Raw genomic sequence first — 23,575 nt, 5'->3', positions numbered from 1 at the left:
ATCAGACTCTCAACGTCTGTCTGATCCCGAGTTTCGAGTCACCGGTGTCTGGACGCTTGCTCCCAGGTCTCGAAGGTGAGTCACTCACCCGCCCTAAACACATCATACGGAACTGAGTCCAGCGGCTCAGATCCTGTTTGCGGCAGGATTTGCCACGGGTGAGCGAATATAACCTGAGTCGGCCGGCGCCTGGTAATCGATGGTGGCCAGGTCGGGGGTCTCGATTCGCTGATGATTCCGGATCCGGCTCTCGAGCGCGGCGTCGAGAATTCCCCCGGTCAGCAACGTCCGCTCGACGGGATAGGGAGCCTTTTTCTTGTTCATGAAGTCTTCGATTCGGAGGACGAGGGGATCGAAGAATCGTGCGCCCGGGGGGGCCGGCAGGTAGACCAGGGTGGAAACGATCTCCTCGCGCTCGCCCCCCAGCCGGCCCGCGAAGGTTGTATCGTCAACGTGGCCATTGAGGATCAAGGCGCTGGCGCGAAAGCCGTCGGCATATTCCACGATGAAGGCGATGGGATGGCGCAGTCTCGTCTGGAAGTCGCGACCGGCCGGGGGGCGGAAGTCGAGTGTGTTTTGTCGCATGTCCCCGGGGTTGACCGTGTGACTCCGGGAGAGCGCTTGATCGAGGAGTTGCCGTGACCAGACACCCTTGTCGCCGGCATCCCAGACCGCGTTCCCTTCCAGGCAGGTCACGGCGACCACGCCCTGGGGCTTCCCTTGCCGGTCGCGTCGTTCGACCATGCACTGCAAGGTCTCGAGCGCGTGAAAACCGAAGATTTCGAGGTCGCCACGCGAGACCACCAGCGCCTCGGTCCAGCGTCGATCGAGGGGGACCTCAAGCTCGGGAAGCCGCCACGTGATCGGCAAGCTGGAACCGGCCATCAAGGGAAATTGCAGTTCCTGAGCTTGCTCGACCATCGACCGGGCCTCGGGCCGGCTATATGAGAGGTGCTTGTCGATGAAGACGGGGACCGACCGTTTCGAGGCTCGGAAGACGTCGGTCACGTCACGAAAGAACCGACCGCGTGGGTAGAGCTTCTGGAGCTTTTCGTTGTAGGGATAATCGCCGTGTTCGGCGATCAGCAGAACGCCGTCGACGGCGAGTTTCCCCGTCCCCAGCGTCAGCGCATCGGCAATGGAGGGACTGAGCCGGACCTGGTTCCGCGCCGCCTTGGCCCGTCCCAGGTCGGTTTCCTCGGCAACTTGTTCGATGAACAGGCTCGCGATCTCGAAGTCAGGGCGATGCAAACCGCCACCGTCATGGACGACGAAACCGTCGAGGAACCGGCCCACGATATGGTAGGCGTGCGAAAGATAGTGATAAACGCTCGTCACCACAGCCAGCTTCATTCGAGGGGCCGCCTCGGTGGCCCGAGCCCGATCATCAGCCGCGAGCGCCAGGCTCGCCGACCCAACGGCCAAGCCGGTCGCTCCGAGAAACTCTCGTCGTGTCGCGGGCGGCGTCATGTGGTTTTGACCTTTGTTTCGGTTCCGGGTTCACGCGGATGGAGGTAAGGACCCTCGTCCTTCGCAACCTCTGACGACCAGCCGCGATGGGTTCAGCAGCTTCGACCAGGGGAAGTTTGGCGACAACAAGCAGTCTGGTCAAGCAGCATCCCTTCTCCCCTTCGAGTCTTCGGTTGTCGTCCAGCCGTTTCTTGGTAAAATTGGCGCGTGCCCTGGATCGGGAAATGGAGTTCCCCCCATCATGGTCAGACCACTTCACGAACTGCGCGACTTGCAGCCCGCTCGGGTCTGCATCATCAAGCCCAGCGCGCTTGGCGATGTGGTCAACGCCTTCTCCGCACTCTCCGCACTCCGAGCGATCTGGCCCGAGGCGCGAATCAGTTGGGTGATCAACGCCTCGTTGCGTGGCCTGGTCGACGGGCATCCCGAACTCGACGATGTTGTCCTCTACGATCGCGCGCGAACCAATTTTCGCCCGAGTGGAATTGCGACCTTCGCCCGGTTCCTGGCCCAGCTTCGCAAGGGCGAATACGATCTGGCCATCGACTTACAGGGACTGCTCCGTTCCGGCCTGATGGCGGCCGCGACGAGGGCGCCGATTCGCGTGGGCTTGGCCGATGCGCGTGAAGGCGCTTCGCTCTTCTACACCCATCGCGTGACGCCCCCCCCCTCGGCAGTGCACGCCGTGGATCGGCTCCTCAGCATTGCCGAGTCGTTTGGAGCCGATATCTCGTCCCCACGCTTCGTGGTGGCCGCCGGTGAAGCCGATCGAGCCTGGGCACGCCAGGTCCTCTCGGGACTCCCGACGCCCCTCTTAATGCTGAACATGGGAGCCCGCTGGCAGACGAAGCAGTGGCCCCCGGAGCATTTCGCCGAGGTGGCGCGACGCGCCATCGCGGCCTACGGAGTAGGCCTGGTCGTTGCCGGCGCACCCGAGGATCGGCCGATCGTCGATGCCTTTCGGCGGCATCTCGGTGAGACCACCCCGGTCGTCGACCTCTGCGGACGGACCAGCTTACCGCAACTGGCCGCCATCTCGGCCGCGGTTGACCTGCTGATCTCGAACGATTCCGGGCCGCTCCACCTGGCCACGGCGGCCGGCGCCCGCGTGGTGGGAATCTATACCTGCACAAGTCCAGCCTTGAATGGGCCGTACGGTCCCAACGCCACCGCGGTCGAGACCAAGGTCTGGTGCGCCGCGAGTTACGTGACAACGTGCTCCCGGCTCGAGTGCTTCACCGAACTGACGCCCGATCGCGTTTGGCCGATCGTCGATTCTCACCTGGCCTCGCGTGACTCCTTCTCAACACCGGCCGCATGATCGTGGTGTGGTCCCGGGGGCGCCGATCGCGCTGTGATCGTCGGATTGACCTGCAGTCACGGGTCGCCTGAGATGTTTCAAGGCGGGTTCCGTCTGACCCATGATGAGGAATGACGCTGAACGAAGGCACGACTTCCGGAATGCTGGTTAGGAAGGAAGCGAAGGCGTCTTAGAAAGACTGTATCGTGATGTATGATGCAAAGAGATCGTTCGATCTCTGACCGAAGCGCCGATGAGTGTCTCGGGCCAAGCATCAACGAGGCTTGTCGACCGACCTTGAGGCCTGGCGATGAGATGGCCCCGCTCACGGTTCACGGTGCGATGGTTGATGGCGGCGATTGCCGTCATAGCCGTGGGGCTCTGCGTTGCGTTCAATCTCTGGTCCAGTCTCGAGAAGGCATACAGGCCGCGAGAGCAACTAAGTTGCCGATGGAGTGCCGGCGCGACCTCCAATCGGTCTTCAAATGACATGTGGATTGAATACAATCCGATAGACTATCGAGTTTCGTCCGTTTACCGAGATTGTGATGGCGACGGATTTGTGGATGAACGGTTAATGTTTGTTACGTCGCGTATCGTTCTCTTCCGCGCAAGCAGTAATGACGGACTTCTCGACACGATGCGATACCTCTCCTCGCCGTCGAATTCTGCCACGCGGCTCACTCCAGGTGCACCGGAATCTGGTCCGTTTACACGTGATGACCTTGATGAGCGAGCTCGAACTCGTCCGCTGGTAGCGCCACCCGATGGGACGCACTGATGTGGATCACTTTTTCCCAACTCGTGGGGTATCCAAAACGCATCCTCTGATTGGGAGCGCGGACACTTGCAAGAGCCTCGTTCAACAGGCGGAGCCATGCTGCGAGCGAAAGGTTCATCTTTTTGGAACCGGCCGTTCGTCCTCGGAGTGTTCGGGGTCTCCTCCGCGCTGGTCGGCCTGATGGCTTGGTTTGGATATGGAACGTTCGCAACGCGTGGGATTGCCGCAGTGATCTTAAGCGACCCGGTGTTGGCCCAACGTATGGACTCCTACGCTGGTGCTTTCTCTCTTGCTCAACTGGTGCTGGGCATCCTTGCCGTCGGCCTGGGGTGGGGAGCCCGCGCCCGAGAAGAGAGTTCGAGACTTGCGCAAGGGCTTGGCGCATCGGCCATCGGCTTCGGCGCTCTTGTTCTCCTGCTTCTGCTGCTCCTCGTCTGATCTGGCAGGTAATTCCTGGCTTGGAGACGGCGCGGGCATCGGCGCATCGATTTGAGTCGAGGCGAGAATTGCCAGCCGACCCCGCTTGAGGACTCGGCCATGAGGCGCCCTTGTGTCCGGCTCACTGTGCGGTGGTTAGCGGTTGCCGTTTTGTTCCTCGGATGGCTGGCCCTGCCCTACACGGTGAGCCGTTACCAAGGGGACGGGACGATCACGGACAGAGGGTTCTGGTCTTATCCTCGATACCGGATCAGGCTCCCTCAGATGGAGCTGGCAGCGGGCCGGCCGCACGTCTACAGACTCAGGGGGCTACCGCCCGAATCGCTCTACTTGACGTTCGAGGTAGTCGGCCGTCGGCTCGTCGATGACGAGGACTTCGATGCGATGAGGACTGGGAAAACCTGGATGGCAGTCACGATCGCCGACGACCGTGGCAGGAGGGTCTGTTCTGCTTCTGGTGCTCTGAAAGAGTGGGTGCTGACCCAATCCTATCAGCACGCCTCGTACTGGCATGACGGATGTGTCCGTCCTGAGCTCAACGAGCGAACCGCCTACACGATGACTGTGACCGTGGGCGGCGAAAGCGCGACACCTCAGCTCGTGATCGTACCAACGCTGGAGGGGGGTGGGATGGAACTTCCGTGACGTCGAGAGGGTGGGCATGGCCTACGTACTGTTTCACCAAACCCGTGATAAACTTATCAACGATTCGCGATTGATCAGCGGCTCGTCTCCGATTTTTCCCGTAGGGTGGGCACGGCCCACCATTCCTATCCCTTTGTCAAAGCAGGAGTTAAGATGGTGGGCCGTGCCCACCCTACGGGAATTGTTGGGCCGACGATGATGCCATGGCCGCTCGCGTTTCAGCGACAAGGGCCCTGTGCGGCGAAGACTGGGAGCAGGTGCCTTCCGCCTCGGTTGATTATCGAGGCGGCGGAATCACGGGGCCGTTCAGTCCATCATCTCGGGGGGTGAGACGGGTATCCACGTCGATGTGGTCGATGACCACCTCGTTGGGATCCTGGGCCGGATGATCGTTTTGGAGGCTCCGGCGCTGGATTTGATCGAGCAAGTGACCGGCGTCGAAGCGTTCGCCGAGGTAGTAACGGCGGACGTCGGGGTTGAGGAGCACTTCGCGCGGAGATCCGTAGGCGAAGACCTGCCCTTCGCGAATCAGGTAGCTTCGATCGGTGACTTCGATCGTCTCGCGGAAGTTGTGGTCGGTCAGGAGGATGCCGAGGTTGTACCGGACGGCCAACTCGCGGATCGAGTCCTGGATCTCATTGACGGTCTTGGGATCGATGCCCGCGAACGGCTCGTCAAGCATGATGAGCTTCGGGTCGGTGATCAACGAACGCGCGATTTCGAGCCGTCTTCGTTCGCCGCCCGAGACGCGATTGGCCTTGGTCCTGCGAATGTGGACGAGCCCGAACTGGTCGAGGAGTTCGTTCTGCCGATCGATCCGCTGCCTGCGGTTCAGCTTCGGGAGCGTTTGGAGGATCGCCATCAGGTTGTCTTCAACGGAGAGTTGCTTGAAGACGCTCGAATCCTGGGCGAGGTAGCCCATCCCGAGCCGAGCCCGCTGGTACATCGGCATGTTCGTGACATCACGGCCGTCAAACGTGACCTTGCCGCCGTCGGCATTGATCAAGCCGATGGTCATGCGGAAGCTGGTGGTCTTGCCCGCTCCGTTGGGACCGAGCAGACCGACCACCTCGCCTCGCGAGACGTCGAAGGTTACGCCATTGACGACCTGGCGGCGTCCGTACCATTTCTCTAAGCCGCGGACTTCCAGCAAGGCCATGGGCCGATCCTCCGTGAAGCCCAAGGAGGGCCATTGGACCGCATCCGGCGGTCAGCGAATCCACTTCATCCGTTCAACGTAAGGCCGGAACGGGACGCGAAAATCGGGACTCAGACGAATGTCCGGCCCAAACGGCTTTCCGTGCGGCCAGTAGACAAAAAAGGCTTTCCCGGTCAGCAAGTTCCTGGGAACTTCCCAACTCTCCCGATTCGACGTATCCCAGCCGGCACCCGGTTCATCGATCTCGTAGCTCGAATTCCGGCGGTCCGCGTTGTTCCACCCTCGGCTGTCCCGACTCATCGGGCTGTTGTCCCCGAGCATGAGGAACCGATTCTCGCCGATCTGGTAGTCCTTCGGCGGCAGGTTGGCCAAAAAGGCAAATCGCGAAGGATTGGCCAGGTTGTCGAACAACTCCACCGTCGTTGTCGGAGTATAGGCTTCGTCCCAGAAACGATCGTAGTCGTGATGCCCAGGGGTGAGGGTATAGTAGATATCGCGTTTCAAGACAAGGTCGCTCACGCCAATCGAAGCCCCTTCGGCGCGGACGGCCGCGGGAGCAAGGTCGGCGACGGTCGGAAGCACGAGGGTTTCCGCTCCGTCGTCATAGGCCAGACCATCACCAAAGATGGCTTTGCCATCGACGACCAGTGACAGGCGGTTATCGAAGTTGGCGAAGTGAACCACATGCGAGCCGACGCCGACGGACGCGGTCGCCTTGTCCTGGCTGAGCACTTTCCCGTCGCGGAGGAGCTTGACGATCCCGTCCGCCAGGTTGATCTCGGCCTGATTTCTGACCCCTCCCTCGACGAGCTCGAACTGGACGACTCCCTTGGCCTCTTTCACCTCAAGCCGGGTTGAAAGGCTCAGGTCGCCGACCCAATCGGGATGCGCGAGGGCGACGTCGTCATTCCGCGAGTTCGTCGATTGGTTGGTGTTGTAGGAATAGAAGTCGGTGATCAGCGTCGATTGCGGCTTACGGGGCAGCTCCTGATCGTTGACGATCGCGTCCCACTGCTCCGGATCGGGCACGAGGTTCCGATAGCGAAGTTCAGCGACCTCGCCCGGTTTCGCGGAGACCGAGTACGATCCCACCACCCCTTCCTTCCAGGTGGTGGGCGTGGTCGACGTCCATCGCAGCCATTCCGGCTTGTTCCACATCGCCGCCGCGCGATGGCGATCGTCGTAGACCATCATGGCCATCGCTTGTTGATGCTTGACCGGCTTTCGGGCGATCTCGTAGTCCTTGCTGCCCGCTCGCTTGATATAGATGTTGCCATGCGAGATGCGCAGATTCTCACCCGGTAGGCCCACGAGCCGCTTGATGTAGCTGACCTCGGGTTCCTCGGGATATCGGAAGACGACGACATCCCACCGCTCGGGCTCAGAGGCGCCGGGGAGGAAGGGCATGTCGTAGTTGAACTTCATGACGAGGATGCGATCGCCGTTGAACGTCGGCTCGCCGCTCAGGTCGGCATGAAATCGGCAGTTGACGCACGTTCCCGCCACGACCCGGGAACCCGGTCGTCCTTCCGCGTTGGCGCGGAACCGGAATCCGCCGATGCCGAGCGGGGGGGCACCGCCGCCCTCTTCACCGGAGGCGTTGACCGAATAGACGAACTTGCACTGCGGACAGGTCACCTCTTTGTGACGACCCATCAAGGTCGGCGCCATCGAGCCTGTCGGGATGACGAAGGCCTCGGCCTCGAACCCACGGACCAGAAGCGCCAGGATCATGGCGACGACGATGGCCTCGATCGTCTCGCGGTGGCCTTCCTTCTTCGCTTCCTTGGGCTTCGCGTCGGGACTCACCACGTCGTGGCGAGTCGCATAGCTCCGGTTCATCGTCGAATATCCCCGCTGGTTCGGCCAAGGCGTTCAGACTTGCTATCGAATGTAACGAATTTCACGAGGATCGGGAACCCAGTACACGGATCGGCCAAAGACCTTGAGAGGAACCACCTGGCCCGGCAGATGGACCAGGAACGGCTTGCCCAGAAAGAGGTCGCCGCGCACGACCGGACTGGAGGACCAGAATCGGGAGTCGTTCGAGACGGAACTGTTGTCACCGAGGACAAAGAACGAGTCCAGGCCGAGCTTGTAAGGTTCATCGACGCCGAACGGCCGCTTCGGTGTGTTGGCCAGTGCGCTCGTGTAATAGACGTCGCGGAAAACCTTGAAACGCTCGATCGTCAGGGAGCCACGCCGGACACCAACCCCGATTGGGCTCACGTCCGAGCCGTAGCCGACCGCCGGATTGTCGTAGTCGACCGGGTCGAATAGCGGGACGCCGTCCAGCGAGACCGAGAGCCGGTGGTCCATGATCGAGGCTTCCAGGACTCTCGAACTTGGAGGCGTGCCTGGCGTGGATGGGATCGGGACGGCGTGGGCGAGAGCGACCGCCTGATTGTTGCGCCGGACTTGGGGAAGCGCGTCTTCGTGGAATGGGAGTGTGATCAAGAACCGGTCCGCCCCCGAATTCAGGCGGACATCCACCGTCGGGACATCGTTCCCCACGATCAGGCGGGCCTCGAGCATCAGGTCGGGCACCCGGTTTTCGCCGCGCAGTTCCCCGCCGTTGTAGGGGTTGAAGTCATAGATCGGGGTGTACTGCGCCCGGTCGGGGTCGCGGTGTCGGTACTCGACCCAATCCGTCGCGTTCTCGGTCGCCTCGGCCGGGTCGTGAATCAGCAGCGGACCCTCCGTCCGCCAGGCACTGGTCAGGCCGCTCTGAGGTCGACCATGACGGAAAATAAAGCGTGGGACCCGGTTTGCGTCCTGAGAGACGTATTGTGAGTCGTAGACCGGGATACGGATCGCACGCTGTTCCTGGAGCGATTTGCGGGCGATCTTGCCGTTGATATAGATGTCGCCACGCAAGATCTGGATCGATTCGCCGGGCAATCCGACGACTCGCTTGACGTAGGCTTGAGTCGGTTCGGCGGGAAAGTGGAACACGGCGACTTCCCAGCGTCTCGGACGCTTGAAGTCATAGAGCCCCTTCTGAACCAGCAGCCGATCGCCGCTGCAGGGGACGATCGGCACGCCGTCGAGCTTATCTTCGCCGCAATTGGGGCAGACGGGCTGGCCCGCCCGCCCGTCCTCATCGATTCCGAGGGCGAATCGGATCCCACAGCTTGGGCAGGCCACCTCCTCGTGATTGCCGAGGAGGGTGGGCGCCATCGAGCCAGTCGGCACCACGTAGGCTTCGGCGGTGAAGGTCCGGAAGACCATGATGGCGAGGCTGAGGGCGATCAGGAACTCGATGGTCTGGCGCACGAACCCGGAGCGGAGGGTGACAACGCGTGGCTTGACCTGGTCGGCGATGAGTGGGCTCATAGGCGTTGCTGCGACGAGTCCGTCGAAATGGTCGTGTGGGGAAGACAGGGATCGTGAAGCCGAGGCCGCGCCGAACGCCGTCGGGGCGATCAACTCTCTCCCCCGCACTTGCCTTATTCTTCCCCGTCGTCGAGGACGGAGAGGAAGGCCTCCTGCGAGATCTCGACGTTCCCGATCTGTTTCATACGCTTCTTGCCTTCTTTTTGCTTTTCGAGCAGCTTTCTTTTTCGAGAAATATCGCCGCCGTAGCACTTCGCCGTCACGTTCTTGCGGAGGGCCGAGATCGTCTCCCGGGCCACAACTCGGGTGCCAATGGCGGCCTGAATCGCAACCTCGAACTGGTGGCGGTCGATCTCCGCGCGGAGCTTGCGGACCAGTTTGCGCCCGCGACGATCGGCGTGAGCGCGGTGGACGACGATCGAGAGGGCGTCCACCTTGGATCCGGCCACCAGGATGTCGAGCCGGCAGAGGTCGCTGGCGCGATACCCGATCAGCTCGTAGTCCATGGTGCCGTAGCCGCGAGTCGCGCTCTTCAATTTATCGTAGAGGTCATAAATCATTTCGGCCAGAGGCAGTTCATAGGTCAAGATCGCGCGAGTCGGCGTCATGTACTCGGTTTTCAAGTACGTGCCGCGGCGGTCCTCACAGAGCTGCATGATGGCGCCGATGGAATCGGACGGGAGAATGAAGCTGACCTTGGCGACGGGTTCGCGGAATTCCTCGATCTCCCCTGGGTCCGGGATTCGGGTCGGGTTGGAGACGAGTGTCGTCGCCCCTCGTTTGTCGAGGATCTCGTAGGTCACGTTCGGGGCCGTCTGCACCAGGGCGAGATTACTCTCGCGCTCGAGCCTCTGCTGGACGATCTCCATGTGGAGCATGCCCAGGAAGCCGCAACGGAAGCCGAACCCGAGGGCGTCGGAGGTTTCGGGTTCGAACGAGAAGCTCGAGTCGTTGAGCGCGAGCTTCTGAAGCGCGGTTCTGAGGTCCTCGAACTGGTTATGCGTGGCTGGGAAGAGCCCGCAAAAGACGACGGGGACCGGTTCCTGATAACCGGGAAGGGCGATCTGGGCCCCTCGGGGCGATTCGGTGAGCGTGTCGCCGATGTTCACGTCGGCGAGCTTCTTGATGTTGGCGTGCACATAGCCGACCTGGCCGACCCCAAGCTCGTCGCACGCGACTGAGTGCGGGCGGAACCGGCCCAGGCCGATGACCTCATGCTCGGTGCCCCCGGCCATGAGGCGAACCTTCTGGCCGACCCGAAGAGCGCCGTCGACGACTCGAACGTAAATGATGACTCCTTGGTAGTCATCGAACTTCGAGTCGAAGATCAGGGCGCGAAGCGGAGCGGTCGGATCTCCGGCGGGGGCGGGGACGCGATCGATGATGGCCCGGAAGACCTCCGGCACGCCCAGTCCCGTCTTGGCACTGATGGCCAGCACGTCGTCGGGGTCGATCCCGAGGGTGGCCATGATCTCTTCGCGGATCTCGTCGGGCCGGGCCGCCTGCATGTCGATCTTATTCAGCACGGGGACGATTGCCAGGTCGCCGGCGATCGCCAGATAGGCGTTGGCAACCGTTTGAGCCTGGACCCCTTGGGTGGCGTCGACGAGCAGGATTGCCCCCTCGCAGGCCGCCAGGCTCCGTGAGACTTCGTAGTGGAAGTCGACGTGGCCCGGGGTGTCGATCAGGTTCAATTCATACGTTTGGCCGTCTAGCACATAATTGATCGCGACCGCTCGCGCTTTGATCGTGATCCCGCGTTCACGCTCCAGGTCCATGTCATCCAGGAGCTGCTCGCGAAACTCGCGTTGGGTGATCGCCCCCGACTGGAGCAAGAGCTGGTCAGCCAGCGTGCTCTTGCCGTGATCGATGTGCGCCACGATCGAAAAATTGCGAATAAATTTGGGGTCGAGGGCCATAGACAAGGATCCAAAAGTAAGAGAGTCTGCCGCGAACAAGGGGCCGAGGTCGTCAACACGATCGAAGGAGCGCCGTGAGGCTAATGGAACCGCTTCGCTCTCTCGAGCTTCGCGGCCATTCTCGATTGTTCGACATCCTCGAGTGGTCCGTCAATCCGGCGATTTCCGTAAGTGGGTAAATCGACCCAACGCGGGAGCGTCCGGTCGGCGTTGATCGAGCGGCGGAGTATTTTCGCGACGTCGAAGCTGAAGACGGCCGCGCCGTCCCGGGCCAGGTGATGAGGGTCGAAGAAAACCTTGGGATCATAGTTGGCGTGGCGACCGTCGAGGACGGTTACGTTCGAGAATTCGGCCTGGAAGCCTCGGACAAATTTCAGGTGCCGCGCATCGAAGCCAGTCTGCTCGCAACGCTGCTGAAGCGCCGGCTGGATGGGTGGAAGCAACCAGTATACCTGGATCTCACGGGATGCGGCCAGGGTCAATAAACGTCGGATGTATGCATCATTCACCGGGTCGCAAGACCAGTCGGCGGGAAAGTAAGTCTTTGACCAGGCCTCCAGGTCTGTGTCGAACGCCGGAGTCGAGATCGGGGGACAGAGTAGCCCCCCTTGATTGACCTCGAGGTTGCGCCGTAAGAACGGGGGAACATGCTGGCGGTCACTCTGGTCCTCGCCGTTCAACGCAGCCAGGAGATTCGCACGAATTTCCGGCCGCGCTCGGACGGTCGGGAGGAGTTTCGCCAGAGCGACTCGGCCCAGAAACTCGGCATCTCGACCAGCCCGGGCCAGGTCGACGATTTCGCCCCACGTGGAGAGGGCTGTCCAGGGATCAAGGCCGTTGAGCGGCGATTGTTGCAAGTGCCGTGGGAAGAAGTCGACAACCAAGGCGTCGGGACGTCCCCCTGCCTCAAGGAGTCGGCGGAGCAGGAAATAGCTCGACGCCGGCTGGCCGCCACTGATTGCAAGGTTACAGGTCGATAGCCCTGCGTGCTTTTCGACGAGCGGCGAGGCGATGCCGACTTGAACCAGGCTATCTCCGAGGCAGACGACTCGAGGCTTTGAAACCGAGCGTTCGGCACGTCGACCCGTCTGTCTCCAGGTCCAGGCGTCAATCTTCAAGAACAGGTCGCTTTCGTGATCTGCCGCAAAGGCTTCGACGGCAAGGATCAGCGCGAACATCCCCAGGAGGCCCCAGGGGAGAGAGCGGAGGGGAGAGCGAGGGTCATGACCGCTCATGAGACGTCTTACCCTAGGCCCGAGTCGGAGCGTGAGAGAAAGGATCGCGACGCCGGATCTCGATCCACCGCACCGAGTGCTCCTCTTGCTCCGAGAACGACGCGGCAAACTCTGGGGGCGCGGAGTGGGGGCATTAGGGCGAGCGACTTCTTTCGATATTTCCATTATATCGGATGGGCTGGCGAACGTTAAGCACAACTTACCGCTGAATTTCGGTCGGAACGGAGTGGAACGCCAACCGATCGGCGCCACAACCTATCGTGTCGAGAAACTCCGACGTTACAATCATCGCGGCATAAAATTGACTGCGACCCGCCCCTTAGAGGAATCGAAGGAACTTTTCCATGAAATGCGTCTCGGCGCTTTCGACAACGACGAACACCGAGGCGGCGATTCAGGAGGTTGTCGAGCGCGCAGCCGGGTTGATGGAGGGGGCACAGGCGGACCTCGCCCTGGTCTTCGCCTCGCCCCAGCACGCTGCCGGACTGGAAAAGATCACCGAGATGATCCAATCCCGAGGGCTCGGACGTCACGTGCTGGGCTGCACCGGGGAATCGATCGTCGCGGAGGGGCAAGAGGTCGAGGGCTCCGCCGCACTTGGTCTCTGGTCGGCTCACCTGCCCAACGTGGATCTGAAGCCGTTGCGTCTGACGTTTGAAGACGGTGAGTTTTCCGGGATGCCAACGGCCGGCGGTTCGTCCTTGCTGCTCCTGGGGGATCCCTTCTCCTTTCCCGCGGATCAATTCTTGCTCCGGATGAACGGCGAGCTCCCCGGCCTTCGGGTGAGCGGCGGGATGGCGAGTGGGGGAAACGTTCCCGGAAAGAATCGCTTGATTCTCGACGGAGAAATCTTCGAGGATGGAGCCGTTGCCATCAGTCTGGAGGGGGCAATCGTCCTCCGGACCATTGTCAGCCAGGGCTGCCGCCCGATTGGCCGGCCGTACGTCGTCACCAAGGCCGAACAGAATCTGATCCGTGAGCTCGGCCGCCGCCCGGCGCTCGAAGTGCTGGGTGAGCTGTTTGCGACCCTCCCGCCGGCCGATCAGCATCGAGTCCAGCACGGACTTCACGTCGGCCGCGTGATCAACGAGTACCAGGAGTCGTTCCAGCGGGGTGACTTTCTGGTCCACAACGTCCTCGGCGCTGATGAGGTCGGTGGGATCGCCATCACGGATCGTGTGAAGGTCGGTCAGACCGTTCAGTTTCACGTCCGCGACGAAGAAACGGCCGATGAAGATCTCCGCGCTCTCCTCGAGAAGGAGCGAATCCTTCATCCCGAGTCCAACGTTCGAGGGGCCTTGCTGTTCACCTGCAACGGGCGGGGCACCCGTCTTTTCAGCCAGCCTCACCACGATATTGCCTTGCTTCAGAACGTCTTTCCCGCAATCCCGACTGCTGGTTTCTTCGCCATGGGGGAACTCGGACCGGTCGGTGGTCAGAATTTCGTCCATGGCTACACGGCCAGTGTCGTGCTGTTCGAAGAGCCGAGTTCCCCGTCCGCCTAACACCGAGACGCTCGACCCATGCTCAACCCCTCCCGACCTGCCTGGCTCGCCGAGGTCCAACAGCCGCCGGCCGTGATCCCCAAAACGGCCGTGCGACCGGCCCCGTTGCTGTTCGACGCCCAACATCAACCGATCCAGACGATCGAGGCCTGGGACCAGCGCCGCGCGGAACTCGCCGGCCGCTGGAAGACCTTCATGGGCACGATCGCGGCACCGCGAGCCCGCCCTGCGTTGACGGTGCTCGAAGAGGACAAGGTGGACGGGGTCCTCCGCCAACTGGTTCGCTACGAAGCTGAACCTGGCTTGCCGATTGAAGGCTACCTCTTGCGGCCCGAAGCCCCCGGCCGAGGCCGACCCGGTGCCGTGGTGCTCCATTCGACGGTCGCGTACACGATCCGCCAGCCCGCGGGCCTGGAAGGGACGGCCGACAAGCACATCGGCATGCACCTCGCCCGGCGCGGTTACGTGACGTTCTCTCCGCGCTGCTTCCTCTGGCAATACAGCCGCGGCAATCGCCTGGTCCAGGCTGTCGAATGGCTCCATGGGCGCCATCCGAACGTGACCGGGATGGGCAAGATGCTCTTTGACGCCATCCGAGCGGTCGATATTCTCGCGGGCCAGGACGACGTGGACCCCAAACGGATTGGCGCGATCGGTCACTCGTTGGGGGCGAAAGAGGCGTTTTACCTCGCGGCCTTCGACCCAAGGATTCGGGCCACGGTCTCCAGTGAAGGAGGGATCGGCCTCACGTACTCCAACTGGGAGGCTTCGTGGTATCTCGGCGAGGCCATTCGCCGCCCGGGCTTCCCCCTCGACAATGCCCAGGTGCTCGCTCTCATCGCTCCTCGTGCCTTCCTCCTGATCGGCGGCGACTCCGCCGACGGTGATGCGAGTTGGCCGTACATCGACGCCGTCACCCCGGTCTGGTCACTCACCGGCGCTGCGGACGCGGTCGGGCTCTTTAACCATCGCCAAGGGCACGCCTTCCCGGCCGTAGCCCAGGAACGTTCGTACCAGTGGCTCGATTGGTTCCTCCGCTCTGAAACCACCTGATCGAAGGGGAATCAAAAAAAACGCCCGAGTCAAAGACTCGGGCGCACTACCGTTGTGTGGGTTGGTACCAGGCGAGTGAGAACGATCGAGCTCAAGGCTTGCGGCGGGTGCCCCGGAAGCGAACGCCGCAGAGGACGAGACCACTGATTCCCATCAGCGCCAGGCTGCCCGGCTCGGGCACGGCCGTGAGGTCGGCGGTGAAGCTGCCCACACCGGCGGCGGTGAACGAGTTCAGCATGCTTCGTCCACTCTCGGTGCTGAATGAGAGCCCGGGAAGAATCCCGCTGAAGGTGATCCCCATCCCGCTTGCCGTAACGTTCGAGAAATCATAGAAGTCCGAGCTGAACGTGATGATTTGCCCGGGGGAAGAGGCATTCAGCGATGCCGAGCCGTTCTGGCCTGACAGCAACGCCGTGCTCGAGGCGGGAGTCACCGTCACCGTGAGCAGGTTCTGCCGGTTGTTGTTGCCCGTATCGGCCTGGGTATCTCGAATAATAAGGATCGAGATCGGCGCGGTCAGTGGCTGATTCAGTTGGCCAAACAACTCCTGGCCGCTCACGTTTGAACCGGTGTCAAATCGGATGCGGGCGGCCTGCGGGCCTTGGAGCTGTGCGGAAAGCCCCGGAACGTTTGTGAAAGTGAAATCGACCGCCGCACCACCGTTCACGGTGTCGAAGGTGGTGACGAAGTTATCGTAGTTCGTCCAGCGGAACCCGTTGGCCGCGTCGTTTGCGCCGTTGTTGGTAAACTGCGCAAACTGCGTTGGGGCCGCAACCGCCGTGCTCGAGGCCCAGGCCAGGGCCACTGCCGAAACGATGACGAGGCGACGCATCGCCACGGTCGCTCCGGCTCTTGTCCTGAACCAAAAATCCGCAAACATAGCCTCTCCTCTGCTCGGCATTTGGAAATCGCTAACCATCGATTCCGACGGTATCGAGATGAGTGGTAAGTTAGTTCGTCCTTTCGATTCCGTCAACGACGCTATCGCCTGCGTTGGCGATTCGCCACGTAAACGACAGAAATGCGCTGTCTCCAGGCATCAATCACGGAGCTTGTGGGAATACGTGTGCGTTTTCGCCACAAATGACCACGGGGCTTATATGGCCGTCTGATCGCCCTTGCCGCATCGTTCGATGGGGAGACTCTATTGCTGTATACGAGTGCGGATTGAGTAGAAATGAAGGGACGCGGTTCCCCGGTCCGTCGGCTTGAGCCTTGGAGTGACGCAAACGCGTTTCGACCCGGCGATGCCGCAGCCATCACCGGCTCAGTGGCGTTGCAGCCGATTGCGGGGAGTTGACCCCAGGCGTGGCGTTGTGGTCGGCAGTCGACGTTCCTGCCAGTGTGCCGCGATGGAAAGTCCGATCGCGAGGCCCGCCGCGGCCACGACGAACGGGTCGCGTCGCGGATCGTGATAGACGATGCCCACAACGAGGATGGCCAGAGCGATCAGGAACGCTCCCGACTGAATCCACCAGCATGCCAGCCGTGAATGCAGCAGGATGCGGCCATGTGACAGGCCCAGTAGCAGTAGCGATGTAGCGGCCGTGGCCGCTCCCCCGGCGAGAAGGAGGATCGGCCTGCCGTTGCCGAGTGGACTGGGATCCGATGGCACTTGCTGGCGGATGGTCCAGATCCCCACCACAATCAGCACGATCGACCAGGTCGCAAGGAGCGCAGTGATCCCCAGGAGGAGCTTTCGGCGATCTGGGGGGGCTGTGGCAGTGTAAGCCAACGTCGGCCCATGGAGCAAGACACGGGGCAGTTCTCGGAGCGAGTCGCCCCGCCACACGGCCTCGATTTCCGTGCAGCCGGCCTCCTCAAGGCAGTCGAGGCACCAGCCGAACACGACCTGGCCGTCCGGTAGGAATCCGACGGCCTGTGGGATGGCGAGTCGATCGCATCGGGCGCAACGCATTGGAAGTCATGTCCTACACGATCGCCCGCGCCCGCGTCGGCGGGTCCGACTTGGAGCGCGAGGCGGTCTCCTGATTTCAGGTGGGGCGAACACCAAAATCTTCCAGCTTGCGGTAGAGTGACGAGAGGCCCAACCCAAGCCGGCGGGCGGCCTCGCGCTTGTCGTCCTCGCATTGTTCCAGGACGCGCTGAATGTGTTGTCGTTCGTACTCCCGGAGTGCGGCGCGGAGGTCATCTCCGTCGCTCGTCGTCCCCGCGGGGTCCTCGATGATCCCCGGGGCGAAATCGTCGGGTGAGAGGATGGGGCCATCGCTGAGGATGACCGCTCGCTCCAGCGCGTTGTCGAGTTCGCGCACGTTCCCCTTCCAGGGGGCGTTCATCAAACCGCGGATCGTGTTGTTGTCTACCCCGTCAACAGGTCTCCCCATGCGCTTCGCATGTCGAGCCAGCAGCACGGAGATGAGTTCGGGGATGTCTTCACGGCGATCGCGGAGCGGGGGCATGGTGATACTCACCACGTTGAGCCGGTAATACAGATCGGCGCGGAACCGGTTCTCGGTGACCTCGGTCGGGAGATCTTTGTTGGTGGCCGCCACCACTCTCGCCTCGACGCGAACGGTCCGGGTCGCGCCGATGGGCAATACCTCCTTGTTCTCGATCGCCCGGAGCAGTTTCGCCTGGGTGGCCGGAGGGAGTTCGCCGATCTCGTCGAGAAAGACCGTCCCTTTGCCGGCTGCGACGAAGAGACCCGCGTGGTCGCGATCCGCTCCGGTGAAGGCCCCTCGGACGTGCCCGAAGAGCTGGTTTTCCAGCAGATCGTGCGGAATCGCGGCACAGTTCACAGCCAGGAACGCTGAGTCGGGGTTGGGACCGAGCGTGTGCAAGGCGTGGGCGCACAGTTCCTTGCCGGTGCCCGACTCACCGGTGATCAGAACGTTGCTCCGGGTGGGGCCAACCTTGCGGATGAGCGTCTTGACCGATTTCATCGCCACGCCCTGCCCGACGAGGGTTTCCAGGTCGGTCGGCGCGTGGAGTTGCCGCCGCAGTGCCTGGTTCTCGACGAGGAGCCGGCGATAGCTCATCAAGCGATCGATCTTGACGAGGAGTTCCTCGAAGATGACCGGCTTGATCAAGTAATCGTGGGCCCCGCGCTGGAACGCTCCGACGGCGTTTTCGACCGTCGCGAACGCGGTGATCATCATCACCAGCGTATCGGGTCGAATTTTGAGGAGCCGGTCGAGGAGGGCGAGCCCGTCGAGGCCAGGCAGTTGCACGTCGCAGAGCGCCAGGTCGGGCTCGAGCCGCTCGGCCAGGGCGAGGGCCGACGGTGCATCGGCGGCGACGCCGACCTCAAATCCCTCTCCGGTGAGGAATTCTTCCAGAGTCGCCGCCAGCACCTCTTCGTCATCGACGATCAGGATGCGGCCACGATCGGGCTTAGGTTGGGTTGGGGATTGATCCCGCTTTTCTTGCATTCGAATCATTGCGCCGCACTCCTTTCAGAGCCTGCGGCAAGCAGGACGGGTTCGGGGTGGTCGGCGCGGAGTCGGACGGTGAATTTGGAGCCCCGACCGACTTCGGATTCGTAGGACAATGAGCCCCCCATCTCCTCAAGTATTTGCCGGCAGACGAACAGGCCCAATCCGGTACCGTGCGGCTTCGTGGTAAAGAACGGCTGGAAGAGGCGGCTGCGGAGGGATTCGGGGATGCCCCGGCCTTCGTCCTCGATGGCCAACATCACCCAGCCGTCGTCGGCTCTCGCCTCCAGGTGGATCCGCCCCGCAGTTTCGGTGGCGTCGATGGCGTTCAAGACCAGGTTGAGGACGACCTGGGTCAGGTGATCGCGAACCGCGCGAACGGGAAAGAGATCGATGGCCAGATCTGTCGAGATCGCCCGTTGCTTGGTGCGCTGATAGTATTTGGCGATTCCCAGGGCTTCCTCAACGACTTCTGCCGGTCGGACCCGCACCAGCGCGGTCGACGCGGGCCTGGAGAAGTCGACGAGCTCCCGGATCGTCCGCTGAATCCGCCCGAGCTGTTGTGCTGCCAAGCTAAGCTTCTCGGCCGTGTAGGGATCGGGTCCTCGTCTCTGGAGCATCTGTACCAGCGAGCTGAGTGCCGCCAGCGGGTTGCCGACCTCATGGGCGATGCCCGCGGCCAGGAGCCCGAACGCGGCCAGCTTCTCATGCTGGATCTCTCTGGCCTGTGAGGCCCGCAACGCAGCGGTTCGTTCCGCGACCCTGCGTTCGAGATCGAGGCGATGGCTTTCCAGCTCGGCATTGAGATTCTCGAGTCGCTCGCCGGTTCGTTTCAGGAGCGAGGCGAGTGATGAGCTCGCCCAGGTGGCCCAGGCCATGATCGCCAGTGTGAGCGGCCAATCCGGCGCTTCCTCCGGCTTGAATCCCAGGCTCAAGGCCAGTGCCAGGAGACTCAGCCAGTGAATGCCGAAGGTGAGCCAGGCGATCGTCGGTCGATACCTGATGGCGCAGCAGATTAACGAGAGCAAGTAATACCAGCGGAACGGGCTGGTCAGCCCCGTGTCGTGGTAGCAGAGCAAGGCGATAAAGATCGACTCCATCAGCGACACGAAGAGCGGCCAGCGTTTGAAGAAGACCTCCCCCATCCCGTAAAACGCGAGGTCGAGCGCGGCATAGCCGGCCCCCAGCGCGAGGAAGGCTCGGACCGCCGACGGGTTGTGGAGTCCTGTCCTGGTCTGAACCAGGACGTACCCCATCACGATCCCGAACCAGCGGATTTTGACCACGATCGACTCGGTGGCCAGATCCCATCTCAGTCGTTCTCTCGTTGTCGCAAGCATCGCCATCAGCCGTCCAGATCGTCGCGCAAGAGGGATCGTCAGCCGGCTCCAGCCGGCCCCCGAGCGCTTCCACAGAGGATTATAGCCGGTTGTCGAATTTCGAACATCAGACAGTCGTTAGCGCATTCGACTTGCGACCAAACTTGTCGTCAAATTCCAACCCGAGAGTTAGATGCTCGAGTAAAACTCAGAGAAGGCCGACCGAGGACCGTGGAAAGCGGCGATCTCCACTGGATCGGCAAGTGATACCGATTCGGTTTCTCTACTCTCGCTTTCACTTTTGGACGTTCTATCGCTAGCTAGGGGAGACCCCACGTTTATCCGCTCAACCCGTCGCGGGTCGTGACTTGCCTCAGGCTGAGGGTGACTTGCTGGACTTATCGAGAGTATCATTTCGTGGCCACTTCCCGGTTCGGGAATCGGGCACGCAGTTCGATGGGAGACGAACGTTCGCATGGCGCGATGGTGGCTCGCACTGGTTGGATTGTCATTGTTTGTGTCCGCGGTAGTGGGACTCTCGGGACCCGGTCGAATTGACATCGTCGACGGCCAGACTCGTTATGAGGTGGCCCGCAGCCTCGTCGAATACGGGGATCATGTCATCCGGGATGAGCGGGTCTGGTTCGGAGTTTTTCCCGGGAGGGATGGGCGGTCCTATACCTATTACCGATTCCCGCAGTCGGCCGCAGGCGCGTTGGCGATCCTTTGCTCTGATGCGACGGGGCCGGTGAGCGAAGCTCGACGCTATTATTTCTTCTCGCTCACGGGTGCCTTCGCCTGCGCCTTTCTCGCGGTCGCTTACGCCGTGCTCTTTTGCCACCTAGGCCATGAGCCGAGAGGGGCCCTGCTCTGGGCGGGAGCGGGAATCTTCTGCACGCCGAGTTGGTTTTATGGGACGAGCACGTACGACGACATTCTGGGGACGACTGCGCTGGTCCTGGCCGTGACCCTGGCCTTGATGTCTCGCCATCGGCGACCGCTACTGGGGGCGGCGGCCGCTGGTCTGATGCTAGGACTCGCGTTCAACTGCAAGCAGCCCCTCGGCGTCTTCGTGCTGGCGATCCTCGCGGCGAGCTACGATCGAGGTCAAAGCCTACGCCAGCAATCGTTCCGGGTCGTCCTGGTGTTGGCCGGCCTGGCGATCGGGATCGCCGCGTACAAGGGCTACGACCTGTACAAATACCCGCCTGGGACGGTCGAAGGCCATGCCGAATTGCTCCAAAAGTATGCTCCCAACTGGCCGGGCCATCCGCTCGCGGCCATACTCGCCCTGGCCTTCAGCCCGGGGACGGGGGTCTTCCTCTACTGTCCCCCACTTCTGATCTGCCTCTATGGCATTCGGGCCTGGTACCGCGACGAGAGATGGTTTTGCCTGACAGTCCTGGCGGCAACCACGATCTTCGTACTATTCGTCTCCTCGATGACCATCTTCAAGGGCGACCCCTCCTGGGGACCTCGGTATCTGACCCCCGTGTTCGCGCTCCTCTGGATATTCGCCCCCGCGGGGGCTCGTTTGCTCCCTCAGCGTTTGGTCGCCACTCTGTTGGCTCTCGGGTTGGTCGTACAACTCGGCGCTCTGAGCGTTGATCCGCACCGACTCTACCTGGAACGCCGGCTGCCCTCGGCGTTCTACCTCCAGGCTCCCTGGCTCTACTTCGACCCCGCCATCTCCCATCTGGCCAATCGGCCGCGTGAGATCATCGAGATACTCGCCGCCCGAGGGGAGAAGGCAGGACGCTTCTCACCTTCCCCCTCGCCCCTCTTCGCATTCCCGGTGATCGACTTCATTGAGAAGGGCCCGGAGGCGATCCGCAATTATCACGTACTCAACTCGTTCCGCCCGTGGTGGATCAGCCAGCGTCACTTGACCGCCGGGAGGCCGATCGCCCTAGGAAGAACGGCACTCTTACTCGTTCTTCTGGCAGCGAGCGGGCTGGCGATGCAAACTCTCGCACTTTTCGCTCGCCCTCGGATGGATCGAAAATCCTAAGCTTGATCGCATTGCCGTAAGACTTTGACGAGGAGGGAGCTCAATGAACCCGTATCGATCCCGAGTGTTTTCGGCGATCCGATCAATACTTGGTCCCCATGCCCCTTCCCACAAGGCGCTCGACTTCGGCTCGGGAGACGGTTGGTTCTCGCGTAAGATTCAAGAAGAAGGGCTCGCGACGGAAGTCATCTCGGTGGACGTGAAGCAGCGGCCTCATTCGCTCGTCGACCCCTTGGTCTACGACGGTGTGAACCTGCCCTTCGAGAATGGCTCCTTTGACCTTGTCTACGCGATCGACGTCCTGCATCACTGCCCCGACCCGCGGCAGAGTCTGAAGGAAATGCTCCGTTGCTCACGTGGACTTATCTTGTTAAAGGATCACAACTATTGTGGTACTGCGGGATGGCTGACACTGGCACTCCTGGACGAGCTGGGCAATCGACGATTCGGGATCCCTTCACCCCATCGCTACCAGCGAGATTGGGAATGGTTCCCTGAGATTGAAGCCGGCGGCTTCGCCGTCGAAGAGATCATCCATCCGGCCATCTGCCACACAGGCCTGTTGGGGTGGGCGACCAATGGACTCCAGTTCATCGGCCTCTGGAGACGCGAGCCATCGTAAACCAAGATCGGGGAACGCAACGGCTCTCGCCTCGATGGTGGGATCATCAACGCCATTTCCTGCTCGGACTCCGTCGGTTGATGGAGCGGATGCTGGACGGTCCGGCCACGCCCTTAGCGGGACAACGCATCGTCGATTTCGGCTGTGGAGATCGGCCCTACCAGCTGCTCCTGACGAAATACGGGGCAGAGTATGTCGCCTGCGTCATGAATCTGCGCATGGTGTTTAAGGATGCAATCACCCCGGCTTCGATCCGAGAGACGAATGCAAGTGTCTATGTAGCTCTCTCTCGGAAGCGGTGCGGAGTTGATGGGACCTCATCCTGATGCGCGTTCTGCTGGTGACCCATTATTACCCTGAACATCGCGGTGGCGTGGAGATTGTCGCTGGCGAACTTGCAGAGCGTCTCGCTCGCCGAGGAGTAGAGATCGTCTGGGCCGCCACCGGGCCCAGAGGTTTCCCCGTCGTGGCGGGAATCCGTGCAACCCCGAAGAAGGCGTGGAATATTACCGAGCGATTCCTGGGCTTCCTTATCCCATCTGGGGACCGATCGGCCTGTTCCATCTCGCCACCGAGGTCCGCCGCTCCGACTTGGTGCACCTTCACGATTGCCTCTATCTCGGCAACCTCGTTGCGTACGTAGTTGCCAGGTTGGCCGGCAAGCCGGTGGTCGTCACCCAGCACATCGGCATGGTCCCGTACTCCCGACGTGTGCTACGGATCTTGCTGTCCCTCGCGAACGGAATCGTAGCTCCCCTCGTGCTGGGGAACTGCGCACGCTCGATTTTCATTAGCCATAAAGTGCAGGAGTTTTTCCGCCGTTTCGTCCGGTTCCGACATGAGCCCTTGTTTATGCCAAACGGCGTGGCAACGGAGCATTTCCGGCCAGTCGCGCCTGAGGAGAGGTGGCGACTGCGCGGGGAGCTCCGGCTTCCCGTCGACAGGTCTGTCATCCTTTTCGTCGGACGTTTCGTGGAGAAAAAAGGCCTCGGCCTCATCAGGGGACTGGCCGAGCAATTCCCTGACATGGAGTGGGTCTTCGTCGGTTGGGGGGCGGAAGACCCGGTAGGTTGGGGGCTACCGAATGTGAGCTGCCCAGGCTCTCTGGGCCGCGAAGAGCTCACCCAATACTATCAGGTGGCCGACCTGCTGATCTTGCCTTCTGTCGGGGAAGGATTTCCCTTGGTCGTCCAGGAGGCAATGGCATGCGGAACCCCCGCGCTGATCTCCTCGGAGACCGCCCAGGGGATTCCCGGTATCGAGTCCGTGGCATTCGTCTCCGAAATTCAGCCCGAGGAGCTTGCGAAGGCATTCAGCGAGATTCTCCGCTCCCCCGAGTCGCTACGGGATCGGCGCAATCTCGTCGCAGAGTATGCCCATCGGAACT

17 protein-coding genes and 1 pseudogene are annotated in these 23,575 nt (G+C 61.8%); 8 read left to right on the top strand and 10 right to left on the bottom strand.

The features are described 5' to 3' along the window. Positions 1 to 126: 126 nt before the first annotated feature. Positions 127 to 1,470: a hypothetical protein gene (locus tag V5E97_RS37830; protein WP_406696715.1), complete on the bottom strand. Its 1,344-nt coding sequence runs from the start codon at positions 1,468 to 1,470 to the stop codon at positions 127 to 129. Positions 1,471 to 1,711: 241 nt separating this feature from the next. On the opposite strand from V5E97_RS37830, the gene V5E97_RS37825 reads away from it, so the two are divergent. The 3 genes from V5E97_RS37825 (at position 1,712) to V5E97_RS37815 (ending at position 4,634) form a co-directional block, all read left to right on the top strand. Continuing rightward, on the top strand, positions 1,712 to 2,791 hold the full coding sequence (locus V5E97_RS37825) for a glycosyltransferase family 9 protein (RefSeq protein WP_406696714.1): 1,080 nt from the start codon (positions 1,712 to 1,714) through the stop codon (positions 2,789 to 2,791). Between the two features lie 856 nt (positions 2,792 to 3,647). Continuing rightward, complete coding sequence (locus V5E97_RS37820) at positions 3,648 to 3,989, top strand: hypothetical protein (RefSeq protein ID WP_406696713.1); 342 nt, start codon at positions 3,648 to 3,650, stop codon at positions 3,987 to 3,989. A 99-nt stretch (positions 3,990 to 4,088) separates the two neighbouring features. Next, a complete protein-coding gene (locus tag V5E97_RS37815) occupies positions 4,089 to 4,634 on the top strand; it encodes a hypothetical protein (RefSeq protein ID WP_406696712.1) in 546 nt (181 codons plus the stop codon). Positions 4,635 to 4,911: 277 nt separating this feature from the next. Here V5E97_RS37815 and lptB read toward each other — a convergent pair whose 3' ends face one another. The 5 genes from lptB to V5E97_RS37790 form a co-directional block, all read right to left on the bottom strand. Further along, positions 4,912 to 5,793 carry an LPS export ABC transporter ATP-binding protein gene (gene lptB, locus V5E97_RS37810; RefSeq protein WP_406696711.1) on the bottom strand — a complete coding sequence of 294 codons (882 nt, stop codon included), beginning with the start codon at positions 5,791 to 5,793 and terminating at the stop codon, positions 4,912 to 4,914. Between the two features lie 51 nt (positions 5,794 to 5,844). Then, positions 5,845 to 7,635 (bottom strand): signal peptidase I, encoded by a 1,791-nt coding sequence (lepB, locus tag V5E97_RS37805; RefSeq protein WP_406696709.1) that lies wholly within the window; start codon positions 7,633 to 7,635, stop codon positions 5,845 to 5,847. Between the two features lie 42 nt (positions 7,636 to 7,677). Beyond that, a complete protein-coding gene (lepB, locus tag V5E97_RS37800) occupies positions 7,678 to 9,222 on the bottom strand; it encodes a signal peptidase I (RefSeq protein WP_406696708.1) in 1,545 nt (514 codons plus the stop codon). A 20-nt stretch (positions 9,223 to 9,242) separates the two neighbouring features. Beyond that, positions 9,243 to 11,048, bottom strand: a complete 1,806-nt coding sequence (lepA, locus tag V5E97_RS37795) for a translation elongation factor 4 (protein WP_406696707.1) — start codon at positions 11,046 to 11,048, stop codon at positions 9,243 to 9,245. 80 nt (positions 11,049 to 11,128) lie between these two features. After that, on the bottom strand, positions 11,129 to 12,283 hold the full coding sequence (locus V5E97_RS37790; RefSeq protein ID WP_406696706.1) for a hypothetical protein: 1,155 nt from the start codon (positions 12,281 to 12,283) through the stop codon (positions 11,129 to 11,131). Positions 12,284 to 12,627: 344 nt separating this feature from the next. Here V5E97_RS37790 and V5E97_RS37785 point away from each other — a divergent pair, with 344 nt between their 5' ends. Both V5E97_RS37785 and V5E97_RS37780 read left to right on the top strand, forming a co-directional pair. Then, the gene (locus tag V5E97_RS37785) at positions 12,628 to 13,788 is read left to right on the top strand and encodes an FIST signal transduction protein (protein ID WP_406696705.1); all 1,161 of its coding nucleotides are present in this window, start codon (positions 12,628 to 12,630) and stop codon (positions 13,786 to 13,788) included. 18 nt (positions 13,789 to 13,806) lie between these two features. After that, positions 13,807 to 14,841 carry an alpha/beta hydrolase family protein gene (locus V5E97_RS37780; RefSeq protein ID WP_406696704.1) on the top strand — a complete coding sequence of 345 codons (1,035 nt, stop codon included), beginning with the start codon at positions 13,807 to 13,809 and terminating at the stop codon, positions 14,839 to 14,841. 91 nt (positions 14,842 to 14,932) lie between these two features. Here V5E97_RS37780 and V5E97_RS37775 read toward each other — a convergent pair whose 3' ends face one another. From V5E97_RS37775 to V5E97_RS37760, 4 genes are all read right to left on the bottom strand, one after another. Continuing rightward, positions 14,933 to 15,673, bottom strand: a complete 741-nt coding sequence (locus tag V5E97_RS37775) for a PEP-CTERM sorting domain-containing protein (RefSeq protein ID WP_406696703.1) — start codon at positions 15,671 to 15,673, stop codon at positions 14,933 to 14,935. Between the two features lie 435 nt (positions 15,674 to 16,108). Further along, complete coding sequence (locus V5E97_RS37770; protein WP_406696702.1) at positions 16,109 to 16,759, bottom strand: hypothetical protein; 651 nt, start codon at positions 16,757 to 16,759, stop codon at positions 16,109 to 16,111. A 76-nt stretch (positions 16,760 to 16,835) separates the two neighbouring features. Then, on the bottom strand, positions 16,836 to 18,242 hold the full coding sequence (locus V5E97_RS37765; RefSeq protein WP_406696701.1) for a sigma-54-dependent transcriptional regulator: 1,407 nt from the start codon (positions 18,240 to 18,242) through the stop codon (positions 16,836 to 16,838). Further along, positions 18,239 to 19,582, bottom strand: coding sequence for a sensor histidine kinase (locus tag V5E97_RS37760; protein ID WP_406696700.1), 1,344 nt, complete (start codon positions 19,580 to 19,582; stop codon positions 18,239 to 18,241). Before V5E97_RS37760 ends, V5E97_RS37765 begins: the two co-directional genes overlap by 4 nt. Before the next feature lie 448 nt (positions 19,583 to 20,030). On the opposite strand from V5E97_RS37760, the gene V5E97_RS37755 reads away from it, so the two are divergent. From V5E97_RS37755 to V5E97_RS37745, 3 genes and pseudogenes are all read left to right on the top strand, one after another. Continuing rightward, positions 20,031 to 21,566 carry a hypothetical protein gene (locus V5E97_RS37755; protein WP_406696699.1) on the top strand — a complete coding sequence of 512 codons (1,536 nt, stop codon included), beginning with the start codon at positions 20,031 to 20,033 and terminating at the stop codon, positions 21,564 to 21,566. A 43-nt stretch (positions 21,567 to 21,609) separates the two neighbouring features. After that, positions 21,610 to 22,188, top strand: coding sequence for a class I SAM-dependent methyltransferase (locus tag V5E97_RS37750; protein WP_406696698.1), 579 nt, complete (start codon positions 21,610 to 21,612; stop codon positions 22,186 to 22,188). Positions 22,189 to 22,686: 498 nt separating this feature from the next. Further along, positions 22,687 to 23,478, top strand: a pseudogene (locus tag V5E97_RS37745) (glycosyltransferase family 4 protein); the annotation flags it as partial. Positions 23,479 to 23,575 lie beyond the last annotated feature (97 nt).

The organism is Singulisphaera photorubra (assembly GCF_045290345.1).
Classification (GTDB): Bacteria; Planctomycetota; Planctomycetia; order Isosphaerales; family Isosphaeraceae; genus Singulisphaera.
The sequence above is the reverse complement of the archived record's forward strand: the minus strand, read 5'-3'. Positions and strand labels throughout refer to the sequence as shown.